At 63.3% G+C, this 16,632-nt stretch carries 12 protein-coding genes and 1 tRNA gene; 4 read left to right on the top strand and 9 right to left on the bottom strand.

Features of this window, described 5'->3' with window-relative positions; all coding sequences use genetic code 11:
* Positions 1-46 precede the first annotated feature (46 nt).
* The gene (locus ACQREB_RS02900) at positions 47-2,155 is read right to left on the bottom strand and encodes a caspase family protein (protein ID WP_427765072.1); all 2,109 of its coding nucleotides are present in this window, start codon (positions 2,153-2,155) and stop codon (positions 47-49) included.
* The gene (locus ACQREB_RS02905) at positions 2,145-3,143 is read right to left on the bottom strand and encodes a hypothetical protein (protein WP_427765074.1); all 999 of its coding nucleotides are present in this window, start codon (positions 3,141-3,143) and stop codon (positions 2,145-2,147) included. The genes ACQREB_RS02900 and ACQREB_RS02905 overlap by 11 nt, the downstream gene beginning before the upstream one ends.
* An 873-nt stretch (positions 3,144-4,016) precedes the next feature.
* Between ACQREB_RS02905 and ACQREB_RS02910 the strand changes: the two genes are divergently transcribed.
* The gene (locus tag ACQREB_RS02910) at positions 4,017-5,549 is read left to right on the top strand and encodes an SGNH/GDSL hydrolase family protein (RefSeq protein ID WP_427765077.1); all 1,533 of its coding nucleotides are present in this window, start codon (positions 4,017-4,019) and stop codon (positions 5,547-5,549) included.
* A gap of 45 nt (positions 5,550-5,594) precedes the next feature.
* A complete protein-coding gene (locus ACQREB_RS02915) occupies positions 5,595-6,506 on the top strand; it encodes a 2-dehydropantoate 2-reductase (RefSeq protein WP_427765079.1) in 912 nt (303 codons plus the stop codon).
* Between the two features lie 82 nt (positions 6,507-6,588).
* Here the strand turns inward: ACQREB_RS02915 and leuA are convergent, their stop codons facing one another.
* Both leuA and ACQREB_RS02925 read right to left on the bottom strand, forming a co-directional pair.
* Complete coding sequence (leuA, locus tag ACQREB_RS02920) at positions 6,589-8,265, bottom strand: 2-isopropylmalate synthase (protein WP_427765082.1); 1,677 nt, start codon at positions 8,263-8,265, stop codon at positions 6,589-6,591.
* A 523-nt stretch (positions 8,266-8,788) separates the two neighbouring features.
* Positions 8,789-8,873 (bottom strand) — tRNA-Leu (locus ACQREB_RS02925).
* A gap of 118 nt (positions 8,874-8,991) precedes the next feature.
* Here ACQREB_RS02925 and ACQREB_RS02930 point away from each other — a divergent pair.
* The gene (locus ACQREB_RS02930) at positions 8,992-10,248 is read left to right on the top strand and encodes a peptidase U32 family protein (RefSeq protein WP_427765085.1); all 1,257 of its coding nucleotides are present in this window, start codon (positions 8,992-8,994) and stop codon (positions 10,246-10,248) included.
* On the opposite strand, the gene ACQREB_RS02935 is transcribed toward ACQREB_RS02930, so the two are convergent.
* Positions 10,241-11,245: a hypothetical protein gene (locus tag ACQREB_RS02935; protein ID WP_427765087.1), complete on the bottom strand. Its 1,005-nt coding sequence runs from the start codon at positions 11,243-11,245 to the stop codon at positions 10,241-10,243. The genes ACQREB_RS02930 and ACQREB_RS02935 overlap by 8 nt on opposite strands.
* A gap of 30 nt (positions 11,246-11,275) precedes the next feature.
* On the opposite strand from ACQREB_RS02935, the gene ACQREB_RS02940 reads away from it, so the two are divergent.
* On the top strand, positions 11,276-12,133 hold the full coding sequence (locus ACQREB_RS02940) for an MBL fold metallo-hydrolase (RefSeq protein WP_427765090.1): 858 nt from the start codon (positions 11,276-11,278) through the stop codon (positions 12,131-12,133).
* 77 nt (positions 12,134-12,210) lie between these two features.
* On the opposite strand, the gene nuoE is transcribed toward ACQREB_RS02940, so the two are convergent.
* The 4 genes from nuoE to ACQREB_RS02960 all read right to left on the bottom strand — a co-directional run bounded on the left by nuoE (position 12,211) and on the right by ACQREB_RS02960 (position 16,579).
* Positions 12,211-12,897, bottom strand: coding sequence for an NADH-quinone oxidoreductase subunit NuoE (nuoE, locus tag ACQREB_RS02945; protein ID WP_427765092.1), 687 nt, complete (start codon positions 12,895-12,897; stop codon positions 12,211-12,213).
* A 73-nt stretch (positions 12,898-12,970) separates the two neighbouring features.
* Positions 12,971-14,638, bottom strand: a complete 1,668-nt coding sequence (locus tag ACQREB_RS02950) for a beta-N-acetylhexosaminidase (protein WP_427765095.1) — start codon at positions 14,636-14,638, stop codon at positions 12,971-12,973.
* A gap of 26 nt (positions 14,639-14,664) precedes the next feature.
* Complete coding sequence (locus tag ACQREB_RS02955; protein WP_427765097.1) at positions 14,665-15,423, bottom strand: inositol monophosphatase family protein; 759 nt, start codon at positions 15,421-15,423, stop codon at positions 14,665-14,667.
* Positions 15,424-15,433: 10 nt separating this feature from the next.
* Entirely contained in the window at positions 15,434-16,579 is a 1,146-nt protein-coding gene (locus ACQREB_RS02960; RefSeq protein ID WP_427765100.1) for an LptF/LptG family permease, read from the bottom strand.
* Between the last annotated feature and the right edge of the window lie 53 nt (positions 16,580-16,632).

A 16,632-nucleotide genomic window follows, 5' to 3' on the forward strand; every position in this document is an offset into this window, starting at 1 on the left:
TTTTTTTGATGGGTTTCAGTGAAAAAAATTTTGCCCCGCCGCGCCCTCACTCCGTGAGCCTGCGGTCGAGATCGAAGCCGCCGCTCGTGCTCACCGTCGGCGTCTGCGTGCCCGAGAGACCGTGCTCGTGCGCGAGCTGCGGCACACGCCGCTTCAGGTGCTCGCCAAGCTCGCCCCACGTCACCTCGCCCTTCGTGTCCTGCAGCTTCTTCAGCAGACAGTACGTGAACAGCCCGTGCCGCTCGGCGTCCAGCGGGAGCGCCGTCTCGTCCCCGCTCGCCGCCGCGAACACCGCCATGTTCCCGCGCGCCTCCGTCGGGCCCGCCTTCATCCGCACGCCGCGACCGCCCTTGTCGAGCGTCCCGCTGAAGCACGCGTCCAGAAACACCGTCACCTGCTTCGCCCCGAGCCTGCTCAGCCTCGCCAGGAGCTCGTCCAGGTCCACCGCGTCGAGCTCCGCGTCCTCCGCGGGAACGTCCGTCGGCAGCAGACACTTCTTCGCGACGCGGTCGCCCTTCACCACGGGAACGCCGTGCCCGGCGTAGTAAAACACCACCTCCGCGTCGGGATACGCGCGCACGGCGTTTTCGAGCCAGCGCACGGCGCGGCGCATCTGCCCGCGCGTCGCGTCCGTCGCCACGTGCACGTTCCGCGCGGGAACGCCGAGCGTCTTCCGCGCGTATTCCGCGAAAACCTTCCCGTCGTTCACCGCGTGCGGCACCTTGTCCGCGCCCGCGTCCGAGTAATCCTCGTTCGCCACCACGCACACGAAAACGGAGCCGCGCGTTCCCGCGCGCTCGGGAACGAAAAAGTCCACGCCGTCCAGAGCCCGCTTCGCCTCGTCCAAGCCCTGCGCCGCCGCAAGCGAGAACAGCCGACGCGCCTCGTCGCGGTTCGCCTTCACGCCGAGCCCTTTCGCGTAGCATTCGCCGAGATGAAACTGCCCCCACTTGTTGCCCTGATCCGCGGATTTGCGGTACCACGAAAACGCCTCCGCCGCATCGGCGGAAACGCCCCAGCCGTTGCGATAGGCGTCCCCGAGATTGTCCTGCGCGTCGGAATCTCCCTGCTCCGCGGATTTGCGGTACCAGCGCACAGACTCGCGCAAGTCCTTCTCGACGCCTTTCCCGTTGGCGTAGCAGATGCCGAGGTTGTACTGCGCGGTCGCATGTCCCTGCTCCGCGGCCTTGCGGTACCAGCGCACCGCCTCGCGTAAGTCCTTCTCAACACCGTCCCCGTTGTCGTAGCAAACGCCGAGGTTGAACTGCGCTGCCGCATATCCCTGCTCCGCGGCCTTGCGGTACCAGCGCACCGCCTCGCGTAAATCCTTCTCCACGCCGTTCCCGTTATCGTAGCAGAAGCCGAGGCTGCACTGCGCTCGCGCATATCCCTGATCCGCGGATTTTCGGTACCAGCGCACCGCCTCGCGTAAGTCCTTCTCAACACCGTCCCCGTTGGCGTAGCAGACGCCGAGGTTGCACTGCGCTCGCGCATATCCCTGATCCGCGGATTTTCGGTACCAGCGCACCGCCTCGCGTAAGTCCTTCTCAACACCGTCCCCGTTGGCGTAGCAGACGCCGAGGTTGCACTGCGCTTGCTCATCTCCCTGCTCCGCGGCCTTGCGGTACCAACTCACCGCCTCGCGTAAGTCCTTCTCAACACCATTCCCGAATTCGTAGCAAAGGCCGAGGTTGGACTGCGCTTGCTCATCTCCCTGCTCCGCGGCCTTGCGCCACCAGCGCACCGCCTCGCGCAAGTCCTTCTCAATGCCGTTCCCGTTGTAGTAGCAGACGCCGAGGTTGCACTGCGCTTGCTCATCTCCCTGCTCCGCGGCCTTGCGGTACCAACTCACCGCCTCGCGTAAGTCCTTCTCAACACCATTCCCGAATTCGTAGCAAAGGCCGAGGTTGGACTGCGCTTGCTCATCTCCCTGCTCCGCGGCCTTGCGCCACCAGCGCACCGCCTCGCGTAAGTCCTTCTCAATGCCGTTCCCGTTGTAGTAGCAAATGCCGAGCTTCCACTGCGCCCAAGCCTCGCCGCGATTCGCCGCCGCGCGCCACTCGCGGATCTGCTCCGGAGTATATTCCGCATACGCGGGAACGGCGGCGAACGCGCACGCGAGCGCCATCAGAATCAGCGCGATTTTAGTTTTCATTTTTGCGGTCCTTCCGGTTCAAAATGTCGTCCGCTTCATCATTTGACAATTTGGGCTCGGAATCCTTTACCGCCTCCGGCTGATCGTTGTTCATCGTATCCTGATATTTTTTCACCTCTTCAGAGTTCTCAGCATTACGCTTTTCCGCTTCTTTGTTTTCTTCTTCCACCTCCTGTGAAGAACTCTTCACGGGAATCAGCTTCGTCAACGGTTCGTAAAGCTTCGAATCCACGACCTGCTCTTTTTGAAAACCGAATTCTTCGCATAACTTCTTTCGCAGACAGTCTTTCAGGCAGGTACACATCCACGGCGAAAATTGAACGCGGGAGAGAATCTTCGACCATTCCCAAGGCATCTCGATCGGGTAAATCCCCGTCTTTCGGCAATTTACCGTCTCTTCTTTCTCCGGCTTCCCCAAATGAATCAGTCGGACTTCGTCTTCATAAGAGAACTCTTTTCGCTTCAGTAGCAGAAGCGCTTCTCCCCACCCGACGGCGTTGCCCAATTTTATCGGTCTGAAAATCATATTTTCTTCGATTTCGCTCTGCTCCCTGTACTCCACCTTTCCGATTGCGAAGTCCTTGAATCCTTTCTCGTGGGCCGACGAATCCAGAAGCGCCTCAAGTAAATTCCGAACCGTCGTCGTCAGGCGCACCGTCGCGGCTTTTCGATTGTCGGAATAGACTCTCCACAGGCCGTCGCACTCGCTCTCGCGAGCCGTCCAACACTGCCCGTAGATACTTTTGACGTTCTCGCTCAATTCCATGACCATTCCGTTTACCTTCACCGGGCATTTCAGAATCGCGGAATCGTAAGGATCATCCCACTTCGTCACGCGCCGCAAGTAGAGCGAACGACACGCAAGCATTTTAAGGAAATATTCGATCTTGATGATGTGGTGGATTTCCTGATCGAGATGAGTTCTCAATTCGGTTCCGGCGGGGATGAACTTCTGCAAATCCGCGTCCGTAAAATTTTGTCTGCACATGATGAAACCTTTTTCTTGTCCAAGTCCGGAGCGCCGCGGAAACAACCGCGTTCCCGCGACAAAAGCGCCCCGTTTTCGAGCTCGTCCGATTTTGCAAAAAAAAAACGGTTTTCAACTCCAAAGCGAAAAACGGGCGTTTCGCGCCCGCCGACGCCGCCGAATCCGCGCCCCCGCGGCGACTTATTCGCAGAACGCACGCCTGGGGGCGAAGACGTCCACGTCTTCGTCGTGGGGCGTGAGCGTTTTCGCCGGCAATCGCGTCCCTACAGGACGCATTCGTGTTTTGTCCGTTTACGTAGGGTTGAAACCCTACGCTGGGCAATCTCGCCCCGTCGGGGCTTGGAAATATGCGTCCGCCGCGCGGCGAAAATGCGTCCTCTGGGAATCGCACGCCGCGGGAACGAAGGCAGGAATGCCTTCGCCACCAAAAGCGTTCCCGCGAATCTCCGCTAAAAGCTTAGAGGAAAGGTCGTGCGGGCGGATTCCGGAGGGCAAGCGAGACGCTTACCCTCCTTTGCGTTCCCGCAGACCTCCGTTCCACTGTGTTTCTCCGTGCGCTCTGTGCTAAAAGTTTGTACCTGCGGATTTCGGTGAAGCGACAGGAAAGATCGCTTCCCCAAAAGAGGACTTCTGAGACTTCCAGTAAAATCTTTGCGCCTTTGGGTCTTGGCGGGAAAGAAGTTTGTGCGGGAGATTTTCGGTGAAGCGGCAGGAATGCCGCTTCACCCCCCCCCCAAAAAAAACTTTCTTTAACTTCCTTTGACTTCGCGGTTTTTCTTCGTGCCCTTCCCGCGTCCCGTTCCTCGCGGATAAATTTCAATTTTCCCGCGCGACGTTATCCGTTATTGTTCAGGCATCGTTCAAAGATTTACCATGCTCGAAAAATTCCCGTCATTCGCCGCGGGCGTCGCGGCGCTCGCGCTTTCAGTCGCGTTCCCGCCGTCGGCGGACGCGCGCGACATCGTCTTCGTCGGCGACTCCATCACGCAGGGCGGCTCCTATCTCGCCGGTCCCGTGGCGAGTTGGCGTTACGCGCTGTTCAAGCATTTCGTGGACGCCGGCGAGGAATTTTTCCCGATGGGCACGACGCTCGGCGCGCGCGGGAACACGGACGTCTCCGCGCTTTGCCCGCCGTATCGCGGCGTCGCGTTCACGAACGTCTCCGAAGCCGCCGCGAGCGCGCGCGCCTACCAGTACGCCGGGCACGCGGCGGACGGGAAATTCCGCGCCGATCCCGGCTCCGCGTTCCCGCCGGAAAACCGCGGTCCCGTGACGATCAAGCTCGGGCAGAAAAATCCCTTCACGGGAACGGCGGACGAATTTTTCGACGGCGCGACGCGCAAAAAATACGTCGGCGAAACCTACCGTTCCCGCTACGGCGCGCGCAGGCCGGACACGCTCTGCGTCCTCATCGGCATCAACGACCTCTACGACGCGCGCGAGGGCGACGCCGCGATCGCCGAGCACGTGCACGGCATCGTGAAGGCGTACCAGAAGCACAACCCGAAAATCCGCGTCCACGTCTTCGAGCTGCTCCCGACCGGCAGGGACAACGGCACGGGAACGTTGGGAAAAAACAATTACATTCCCTACAACGAGCACCTGCGCGGCGTCGTCCGCAAGTGGAGCACGGCGTCGTCGAAGGTCACGCTCGACCGCGTTTCCGACGGCTTCTACGCGGAAAGCGGCGCGATGATCGACACGGCGCGCGGCGCGCATCCGAACCGGCAGGGCGAGCTGATCGTCGCCGGCAACGCCGCGCGCGCGCTCGGGCTGCCGCAGCGCAGCGCGGGGCTGGTGCGCCGCGGGAACGCCGAGCTTTCGGCCTCCGCGGAAAATCTCGCCTCGGGAAAATTTTCCTGCAAGGGCGCGGGAGTCACGGCGAACGGCGACCGCGCGGTCTTCGCCTCCGGCGACGGCGAAAGCACGCTTTCCCGGACGTGGAACAAAAGCGGCAAGGCGCGCGAGTTCACGCTCGCCTTCACCGCGAAGCTCGACGCGACCGCGCGCGCGGACAACGCACTCGGCGTGATCGTCGGCAACGGCGCGGAGGCGGGAGCGCTTTCCGTGCGCGAGGAAGGCGTCTTCTGGAACGACGCGCTGCTCTACGGCGCGGACGTGCTCGGCGACAAGGAGCACAATTCCTTTTCGACGACGAAGACCGCCGCCGCGCTTCGCGTCGCGTGGCTCGACGGGAACGCGCGCGCCGGCGTGCCGGGCGGCTTTTACGTGTGGCTCGGCGACGTCCTCGTCGGCGAGGCGCTGAGCGGCGACGCGCGTTTTTCCGCGCACCGCGACAAAATCGTCTTCGGCGACCTCGGCGCGGCGTGGATCGCGCGCGCGACGCTCTCCGACGTCCGTTTCCGCGCGGGAACGCCCTTCGCCCCGCCCGCGGAGAAAAAATGACGCGCGCGGAGCCGCTTCGAAGAAAAACCTTCAATTCTTCCTCTCATGAAAATCGCAATTGTCGGCGCCGGAGCCATCGGCGCGTTTTACGGAGTGAAGCTCGCGCAGGCCGGACACGACGTCCGCTTCCTGCTTCGCGGCGACTACGACGTCGTGCGCGAGCGCGGCTTCGAGATTCACGACCGCGGGAACGTCTCGCGCGTGCGCGTGAGCGGGCACCGGTCTCCGGAAGAAATCGGGCCGTGCGAGCTCGTGTTCATCGCGCTCAAGACGACGGCGAACGCGCGCTACGCGGAGCTCGTCTCGCCGCTCGTCGGCGCGGGAACGCGCGTGCTCACGGTGCAGAACGGGCTCGGGAACACGGAGCGGCTCGGCGGGCTCTTCGGCGCGGAAAACGTCCTCGGCGGCGTGTGCTACGCGACGATCAACCGCACGGCACCGGGCGTCGTGCGCACGTCCGGGCGCACGCTGCTCTGGCTCGCGGAATCCGTCGGCCCGGCGCGGGAACGCACGCGCGAGCTCGCCGCGCTCTTCTCCGCCGCCGGCCTCGCCGCGGAGGCGAAGGATTCGCTCGACGACACGCTCTGGAAAAAGCTCTGCTGGAACGTGCCCTTCAACGGGCTCTGCATCGCGGGCGGGAACATCGACTGCGCCGAGCTCGTCGCCTCGCCCGATCTCGTGGAGCTTTCCTGGGCGCTGATGCGCGAGCTGCAGAGCGCGGCGCGCGCGAACGGCGTCGAAATCCCCGACGCGCACCTGCAGAAACAGCTCGACGTCACCGTGAAATGCGGCGCCTATCTGCCGTCGAGCCTGCTCGACTTCCGCGCGAAAAAGCCCGTGGAAATCGAGTCCATCTGGGGCGAGCCGCTCCGCCGCGGGAACGCGCGCGGCGTCCCGATGCCGCACCTCGAAACGCTTTATCGCCTCCTGCGGAAGCTCTGCCGCGCGGAAGGCTGAAGGCGCGGGAACGCGCGCCGCGAAAACGAAAAACGCCCCGGAAATTCCCGAGGCGTTTTTTCGTCCGCTGGCGGCGTTCCCGTCAGATGCGGCGGGAACGGTTGAACGCGGAGACGAGCGCGAGCAGGCCCGCGAGCTCGATGTTCGTGTCGATGCCGCAGCCCCAGAAGACCTTGCCGTCGCTGTCGCGCGAAATCGAAACGTAGGCGGCGGATTCCGTCGCCGAGCCCGTGCCGATCGCGTGCGAGCGGTAGTCGCGCAGCGTGAAGTTCTTCCAGCCCTGCGAGTGAATCGCCTTCACGAACGCGTTGATCGGACCGTTGCCGCTGCCGGAAATCTCGTGCTCGGCGCCCAGATAGACGACCTTCGCGCGGCAGGAGACGAGCGGCTTCGTTTCCGAAACGCTTTCGAAGACCTTGAGCGCGAGCGGCTCGGAGACGTTGACGAAGTTCGCCATGAACGCGTCGTTGATCTCCTTCGGCGAGAGCTCGCGGCCGAGCTTGTCGGCGATGCCGCCGATGACTTCGCCGACGACGGGATGCATGAGCTTCGGCAGATCGATTCCGAAATCGCGGCCGAGAATGTAGGCGATGCCGCCCTTGCCGCTCTGGGAATTGATGCGGATGATCGCCTCGTAGTTCGCGCCGACGTCGGACGGGTCGATCGTCAGATACGGCACGCGCCAGGGCGAGTCCGGGCCCGCGGCGCGGCGCAGATCCATGCCTTTCTTGATGGCGTCCTGGTGCGAACCGCTGAACGCCGTGAAGACGAGGTCGCCCGCGTACGGATGGCGCTCGGGAACGGTCATGCGCGTGCAGCGCTCGTAGACTTCGCGGATCGCGGGCAGGTCGTCGAAGCGCAGACCGGATTCGATGCCCTGCGTGTACATGTTCAGCGCGACGGTGACGACGTCGAGATTGCCCGTGCGTTCGCCGTTGCCGAAGAGCGTGCCTTCGACGCGGTCCGCGCCCGCCATCAGCCCGAGCTCGGTCGCGGCGACGCCCGTGCCGCGGTCGTTGTGCGTGTGCAGGGAGACGATGACGGCGTCGCGGTTTTCGAGCCCGTTGATGAAGGCCTCAATCATGTCCGCGTAAACGTTCGGCGTCGTCCACTGCACGGTTTCCGGTAGGTTCAGAATGATCGGATCCTCCGGCGTCGGTCCCCAGACGTCCATGACCGCCCTGCAGCACTCGAGCGCGAAATCGACTTCCGTGTCGGAGAAGCTTTCGGGCGAGTATTCGAGGCGGATCTTCGTTCCCGCGGCTTCGGGCAGGAGCGACTTGACGAGCGTCGCGCCGTCGATCGCGATCTGACGGATCTGTTCTTTCGAAGCATTCCCGAAAGTGACGCGGCGCTGCAGCGGCGACGTCGAATTGTAGATGTGCACGATCGCCCGCTTCATGCCGCGCAGCGCCTCGAACGTGCGGCGGATCAGGTGTTCGCGGCACTGCACGAGCACCTGCACCGTGACGTCGTCGGGAATGAGATTCTTTTCGACGAGCGTGCGCGCGAACGCGAACTCGGTGTCCGACGCGGACGGAAAGCCGATTTCGATTTCCTTGAAGCCGATGTCGCAGAGCATCTTGAACATTTCGATCTTCTCCTCGACGTTCATCGGAATCGCGAGCGCCTGATTGCCGTCGCGCAGATCGACGCTGCACCAGATCGGTGCCTTGGTTATCTTGTTGTCGGGCCAGCGGCGGTTCTTCAGTTCAACCGCCGGAAACGGCGCGTACTTCGTGATTTTTTCGTGTTGCATTGATTTTTCTTTGAAAGGTTTTCGGAATTTTCTGACGCCTTGCGGGAACGCCGCGCGTCGGGATTTTTTTTGGAGATTCGCGGGAACGCTCCCGCAGGTCTTCGGCGAAAGGCGGCGCCGAGTCCGCACGAAAAAAAGCTCACTCCCCCGCGGGGAGAAGCAGAAGCTCAAGGCTAAGTCGGCTGTGGAATTTGAAATGCACGATAGGCGAGAAAATCTCGCTTTTCGCGGCGCTTGTCAAGCGCGGAAGAAGGTCGTGAGGCGCGAGCGAGCGCCGCGAGCGGCGTTATGAAGTTATGGAGTTATGAAGTGATGAGGTTATGGAGGTTCTTTGCGTTTCGCTCCGCGAAGCCGCTTAAATGCTCGCATGAACGCATTTTTCGCCCTGTGTGAAAAAAGTGTGTTTTTTGCTGTCGTATTTTGGCGATTTTTGTCGTTTTTGTCTCAATTTCCGCCCTTTCAAAAATTCCACAAAAAAGCCCGCAATCCCTTTGTTTATGCGGAATTGCGGGCTTTTTTGAAGTGGTGCCCAAGAGGGGAGTCGAACCCCTATGCCTCGCGGCACAGGTACCTGAAACCTGCGTGTCTACCAATTTCACCACCTGGGCGGATGAAAAAAGTGAAATGCATTAAAGCCTTTTCCGAAAATCAAGTCAACGCTTTTCTCGCGCGGCTCGCTTGGCGTTGGCGCTTGAAGCCGCGCGGCGGACGCGTTTTCATTGCGCCATGCGAAAAAAGCCCGAACTGCTGCTGCCCGCGGGAACGCTGCTCCGCCTGAAAATCGCGCTCGCGCACGGCGCGGACGCCGTTTACGTCGGCATGCCGTCGCTGTCGCTGCGGGCGACGGTCGGGCTTTCCCGCGAAGAGCTCGCGGAGGGAACGCGGCTCGCGCACGCCGCCGGCAAAAAAATCTACGTCGCGCTCAATCTTTTTTCGAAGAACTCCGACGTCGAGAAACTTCCGGAAATCGCCGACGCGCTGCGCGGGCTCGGCCCGGACGGCGTCATCGTCTCCGATCCCGCGATCTTCGTGTTTCTGCGGGAACGCGCGCCGGAAATCCCGCTGCACGTCTCGACGCAGGCGAACGTGTCGTCGTGGGCGACGGCGGAGTTCTGGCGCGGGCTCGGCGCGTCGCTCTGCGTGCTTTCGCGGGAGACGAGCTTCGCGGAGATTCTCGAAATCCGCCGGCGCGTTCCCGCGCTGCGGCTCGAAATGTTCGTGCACGGCGCGATGTGCATGAGCTATTCCGGGCGCTGCCTGCTCTCGGCGTTCATGACGGGGCGGAGCGCCAACCGCGGCGCGTGCGCGCAGTCGTGCCGCTGGAACTACAAGGTTTTTCTCGAAGAGGAAAAGCGCCCGGGCGAGCTGATCGCCGTCGAGGAGGACGCGCGCGGCACGTATTTCATGAACTCGCGCGACCTCTGCCTGCTGCCCGAGCTGCCGCGCATTCTCGCGGCGGGCGTGGACTCGCTCAAAATCGAGGGGCGCAACAAGAGCGACTACTACGTCTCGCAGACCGCGCGCGTGTATCGCGCCGCGATCGACGCGTGGTTCGCGGACGCCGGCGCGTGGGACGCCGCGCCGTTCATGCGCGAGCTCGCAATGATCCCGAACCGCGGCTACACGCGCGGTTTCTTCGACGGCGTTCCCGGCGCGGAAGCGCAGAATTTCGGGAGCGCGGCGAGCGTCGGCGACGCCGTCAACGTCGGCATGGTCGCGGAGACGCAGCGCGCGGACGCGGACTTCGTCGCGCTCGAAGTGCGCAACAAGATCTCCGTCGGCGACGAGCTCGAACTGCTGCGTCCGGGCGTCTTCGAGCCGCTGCGCGTGCGCGCGGACGAGCTGCGCGACGGCTTCACGGACGAGCCCGTTCCCGCGATTTCCGCCGGGCGCGCGGGGCAGACCGCGCTCCTGCCGCGGCGGATTTTCGGCGAAGCCGGCGTTCCCGCGCCGCTCACGATGGCGCGGAAAATCATCATTTGATTTCGGATACGGGAACGCGGAAGAGCGCGCCCGATTCCGCGGAGACGAGCAGCGTGTCCTCGTCGATGAAGGCGACGCCTTCGACCTGCCAGTCGCGGACGGGCGCGGCGATTTTCCGCCGACGCGAAACGCCCGTGAAGAAGCGCGTCTCGTCGCGCACGCCGGAAGCGTCCTTTTCCGGAAGCTCGAAGACCCAGATCGAATGATACGTGAGCACGGCGAGGCGCGAGCGCGAAGGCGAAAGCGCGGCGTCCGTCACGAGCCCGCCGACGTCGAAGCGCGCCACGGGAACGGCGGCCTGATAGCGCTCCGTCGTCGGATCGACGCGCCAGAGCACGGTGCCCGTGTCCGTCCAGTGCTTCGTGAACCAGTAGATGAAGCCGTTGAGCGCGAAGCACGATTCCGCGTCGTAGTTGAGCGAAGGATCCGGGAACGCGTCCTGCGTCGGGTAGTAAAAGGAAATCTTGCGCGAGGCGGCGGTCTTTTCCGCGAGCGGGCTCGGCTCGGGCACGACGTAAAAGCAGAGATTGCGGCGGCGGCTCTCGTTGTTGCCGATGTCGGCGACGACGAGATTGCCCGCGCCGTCGGCGGCGACAGCCTCCCAATCGACGTTGCGGCGTCCCGTGAGAAGCACGCCGCGATAAGCCGCGCCGGCGCCTTCGGGCGCGACGAGCGAGCCGTCCGCGCGGATCGCGAAAAGGCGCGGCTCGCCGCCGGAATCGTTCAGCGTCCAAAACGCGCCTGGCGCCGTCGAGCAGTTTTCCAGCCCGGAATTTTCGTCCACGAGCTCCCGCGAATGCCGCGCCGCGGGAACGAGCGCCAGCGGCTCCGTCTCGCGCGAAACCGGCGAAATCGCGAGCGGCGGCGGCAGCTCGGCGCGGACGACGTGATTCGCCGGCCGCCCCGCCCCGAAGAGCGGAAGCGCCGCGCACGCCGTCGCCGAAAGCGCGGCGAGCGACGCCGCCTTTTTCCGGATTTCCGAAATAAACCCTTGCATTTCATGACGATGAAACCGAGATTGTCGCCGATGTCGATACAAATTGAAGACGGCGCGGCACAGGTTCTGCGCAAGGCCATGCTGGGACGCGGGATCTCCTCTCGCGGGCTCGCCGAAAGCACGGGCGTGCCCTTCGAGAAAATCCGGCTTCTGCGCCGCGGACTCGCCGACGCGGAAACGCGGGAACGCCTCGCGCCCGCGCTCGGTCTGGTCGCCGCCCGCCTGCGCGCGCTCGACGAAAAACGCGCGGCGGAAGCACGCGGCGACGCCCCGCCCGAACCGCCGTTCCCGCCGAATCTTTTCCGCTTCGTCATGCCCTGCGGCATACGCGCCCTGCCGACGATGACCGCGTGCGCCTACGTCGCCGCCGATTTCGCGCGCGGGAACGCCCTGCTCTTCGACTGCGGAACGGACGGCGCGCCGCTCGTCCGTTTTCTGCGCGAACGCCGTCTGACGCCGCGCGGGCTCTGCCTCACGCACGCGCATTTCGACCACGCGGACGGCGCGCGCGAAGTGCTCCGCGCCTTTCCGGAAACGCCGGTTTTCGCGCACGCGGGAATTTTCGGCTCGGCGGAAGCGGAACGTTTTTCCGCGGAAATCGCGCCCGCGGGCTTCCGGCTCCGCGTCGTCGCCGTGCCGGGCCACACGCCGGATTCCGCGGTCTTCGTCTGGGAAAACCCGCCCGCGCCCTTCCAGCCGGTCGCGTTCACGGGCGACGCGCTTTTTCTCGGGAGCGTCGGCGGCTGTCTTCCGGGCGACCTGGAACCCGCGCTCGCGAACGTGCGCGCGCGTCTCCTGGACGCGTTCCCGCCGACCGCGCTCGTCGCGCCCGGTCACGGTCCCGCGACGACGCTCGCCGCCGAACGCGCCGAAAACCCGTTTTTTTAGTCCGAATTCGGACGCAAAAAAAACGTTCCCGTGCGGAAGGCGCGGGAACGTTTTTTGCGGACAAAGGCGGGAACGCCTCAGCCGAGCCACTGCGTGCGGTCCTGGAAATTCGGTTCCTTTTTGCCGTAATTGGGATCGACGAGCGAGGCGCGGATCTTTTCCGCGAGCGCGGGAACTTCCTCCGGCGTCACCTTCTCGTAAAAGAGATGATCGACCTGCACGATCGGTCCCGTGCCGCAGCACGCCATGCATTCGACGAACTCGAGCGTGACGTTCCCGTCCGCGCTCGTCTCGCCGCGGCGGCAGCCGAATTCCTTTTCGAGCGCCTCCATCGTCTTGTAGCTCCCGCGCAGCGCGCACGAAAGCGTGCGGCAGACCTTGACGTGGCGCCTGCCGATCGGCGCCAGGCGGAACATCGGGTAGAATGTGACGACCTCGTACACGTTGATCGGCTCGATGCCAAGCTTGGCGGCGATCCACTTCATCGCGGCGTCAGTGACGTAGCCGAGCTCCTCCTGCGCGAGGTGGAGCAGCGGGAGCGTCGCGCTGCGGCGTTCCGGATACTTCGCGACGATCTTGTCCGCCTTCGCGAGCGTTTCGGGCTTCAGCCCCGTGGCGGCGGCGAGTTCCGAACAGTCTTCGGCGGGAGCGGTCTCTTCCACCAGATTGAATTTTTCCGCGGGAACGCCGCAGACGGGACAGGACGCGGGCGGCTCGTCGCCGTCGTGAACGTAACCGCAAATGGAGCAAATGTATTTTTTCATGCCTTTAATCAAAAATGGTTTTCGTCAGAATAACACTTTACGCGGAAAATGAACACGCCTTTTTTGCGCGAAACTACTTCGCGCCGACGGCTTCCGTCGGCCAATATGTCCGCACGCCCCGCGCGTGCATGTCGAGGAGCACCGGACGCAGACGTTTTCTGAAGCTCTCCCAGCCGCGTCGCCGCATCGGCGTCCATCCGGCCTCGACGAGCGCGAGCGCGCGCGGGAACGCCTGATAATGCAGGCGCTCCAGGTCCGGAATATGTTCGGCCCACAGCGTGCCTTCGCAGCCGAGAATCGACGCCTCTTCTTTCGCGGGGCGCCCGTATCCGGGATCGAACTGATAAACGCGTTCGAGGGTCGTCAGCGGCATCCAGCCGTGATTCGGATCGCCCGGTTTCTGCGGATAATCGAAATACGCGTATTCTCCCGGACAGCAGATCACCTTGTAGCCTTCGCGCAGCGCGCGGTCAATCGCCTGCTTCGTGTGCCCCATGCGCCAGGAATACATGATCGCGTTCTTCGGATATTTCGGAACGTCGAGCTCGTACCAGTAGAGCGCGGTCTTTCCGGCTTTGCCGAGGGCGTCGAAATTGCGTTGGAAGAAATACGCCATCAGCTCCTGCGTCGAACCGAGTCCCTTCTTTTTCATGAACTCGCGACAATCTCCGCACTTATTCCAGCATTTCGTGGGGGCTTCGTCGCCGCCGAGGTGAAATTTCTTCGACGGGAAAAGCCTGCAGAGCTCCGCGAGCAGCTCGTCGTAAAACGCGTAGGTCTTCGGATTTCCCGCGCAGAGGAGCGCCTCGGAGACTCCGGCTTCCTCCCAAACGCGCAGTTTCATCTTCGGATTCTTCGCGAGTTCGGCGGCGTTTTCCGGTTTGTTGATTTCTCGGACGTATTCGCAGGTGAGTTCGGGATACGCGACGATCGCGCCCATGCCGTGCCCGGGCATATCCACTTCGGGAACGACTTCGACGTTCAGAGTCGCCGCGAACGCGATCAGATCGCGGATCTCGTCCTGCGTGTAATAGCCGCGCGTGCCCTTCGGCCTGTTTTTCTGCGCGCCGACGGTCATCAGCCGCCTGTATTTCGGATTTTTGATTTCGACGCGCCATCCCTGATCGTCGCTGACGTGAAAATGCAGCGTGTTGAATTTGAGGCGGGCCATCGTCTCGACGAATTTCTTGACGTCCTCCACGGGCATGAAATTGCGCGCGGGATCGAGCATCAGCCCTCTGTACGCGAAGCGCGGTGCGTCGCGCACCGTCAGCGCCGGGACGGTTTTCGCAGACTTTCCGTCTTCGCCGACGAAAAGCTGATCGAGCGTGCAGACGCCGTAGAACGTTCCCGCCGCCCCGGAGCCCTTGACGACGACGCCGTTCGTCGAAACCGAAAGCGCGTAGGCTTCGGAATCTTTTTTGCCCGCGCCGGAACTCAGCGCGATCGCGCCGGACGCCGCAACGCCGTTCGTTTTGAGAATCGGCAGCGTCCGCTTGTAGCGCTGTCTGAAAAGACGTTGGAGGAACCGCGCCGCGTCCTCCGAACGCGCGTCCGCGTGAATAGCGGATATGCTTCCGACGGAAAGCGCCTTGCCCTGCCCGGCTTCGATTTCCCGCGGCGCGGGAATCAGCGGCAGGTCCGCCGGATTCGAGGCGGCGAAAAGCGTTCCCGCGAAAAACGAAAACGCAGCGGCGACGAAAAGCCGCAGACCGGACTTAAAAAAATCGCGAGCCTTCATTCTTACCGATTCTCAGCTTTCCGTTTTCAGAGCCATTCTTCGCGGGCGGCGCAGCGCAGGTCGAAGTTCAGCGCGCGCCGGCCCGTCGGCGTGAGGCGCACGAAGCCGCCCGCCGCCAGGACGAGCGCCATTCCCGCCGCGACGTCCCAGAGATTCGTGCCGCGCTCGTCGTAAACGTCCGCGCGGCCGGAGGCGACGTAGGCGACCGCGAGCGCCGCCGTGCCGATCATGCGGATCTTCTTGAACTTGCCGACCTCGGCGATGAAGGGCGCGAGCGCCTCCGGCGACTTGTCCGCGAGCGCGGGAAAGCCCGTCATCAGGCACGCCTGCGAAAGCTCCGTCGCCCACGCGGGAACGATTTTTTCGCCGTTGAGAAAGACGCCTTCGCCGACGATTCCGGAAAAGAGCTCGTCCGCGTTGAAATTGTAGATCACGCCGAGCACGGGTTCGTTCCCGCGCATCAGGCCGATGCTCACGCAGGTGAGCGGCTGTCCGCGCTGATAATTGAACGTGCCGTCGAGCGGATCGACGACCCAGTAGAGCGTTCCCGGCGAATCATAGAGCGCGGGATCGCCGCCGAGCTCCTCGCCGAAGAGCGGCAGCCCCGTCGCGGCGAGGCGTTCCCGCACGAGCTTTTCCGAGTTCACGTCGGCGGCGAGCTTCACGTCCGTCGTCGTGCTGAGGGAGACACTGCGGTCGCCGCCGGCGCGCAGAACCGCGCCCGTGTCGCGCGCCGCGTGTTCGGCGATTTCGAGGAGTTTTTTCAGTTCCGGGATGTTTTCCATGGTGATGCCTTCAGTTTCTCGCCGCCCGCCGCAGAAGGACGAAGCCGACGATCTGGTAAAGAATGTTCGGAATCCAGACGAGCACGTCGGGACGCCACGCGGGATCCTCGATCCACGAGACGAACGTCGTCAGCACGTAGAACGTGAGCGCGAGCGCGAGCGCGATGCCGATGTTCACGAAGGTCTCCGAGCGCGAGACGCGGATGCCGAGGGGAATGCCCAGAATCGCGAGCGAAAAGCACGCCACCGCGGACGTCAGATAATTCTGAATCTGCAGCTGGATCTGAATGCGCTCCGCCTCGACGGCTTCGGGCGCGTCCTTCTGCGGATCGGTGCGCCAGCCGGTTTCGCGCAGTTCGAGCAGCTCCGGCAGCGTGAACCAGCGCAGCTTGCGGTTCTTTTTCGAGACGATTTCCCGGCTGAGGATCTTGCCCAGCGGAATGACGACGGAGGCGTGCCCCGCCTTGGAAAAACTTAGGTGAGAGCCGGCGACGTCGTCCGGCGCGCGGCGGGAACGCTCTTCGGAAACCGCCTGCGAGAGCTCGATGCTGAGCGAGTCTTCGCCGTCGTCGTCCTGCGCCTCGACGAAGAGAATGGTCGCCTCCTGCGCGTGCGTCGTGCGGATCGGGCGCGAGTGCCCGTCGAGCTCCCAGATCCAGAAATTCTTGAGCTTGTCGCCTTCGCGCGCCTCCGCGTAAATCGTGTAGCCGGGAAAATCCGAAAAGAGCGTTCCCGGCACGATGAGCTTCGTCGGCGAATCGCGGAACGTGCTTTTCAGAATCGAGCGGTAGGCGCCCGCCGCGCTCGGCGCCCAAAAGCAGTTGATGTAGCCGGAAACGCCGACGCCGACGATCGCGATGAAGAAAATCGGCGCGACGATGCGCCAGAGATTCATGCCCGCCGCCTTCATCGCGAGAATCTCGTTCGAAGCCGACATGCGCCCGAGTATCAGCAGCACGCCCGTCAGCATCCCCAGCGGCATCGCGTACGGCACGACGCTCACCGAAATCAGCCCGACGATCTCGAACAGCATCGACATGGAGATGCGCCCGTTCGCCAACTCGCCGACGACGCGCCGAAGCACGTTTCCGGTGACCAGCACGAAAATGAAAAGCCCGAGCGACATGACCACGGCGCTCGCGAGCTGAACGAACATATAACGGGAAAGCGTCTTCACGGAAAGCGGAACGAAGGAAAAAGTTTTCTTAA

This window comes from Candidatus Spyradosoma sp. SGI.093 (assembly GCF_050314555.1).
Classification (GTDB): Bacteria; Verrucomicrobiota; Verrucomicrobiia; order Opitutales; family UBA953; genus Spyradosoma.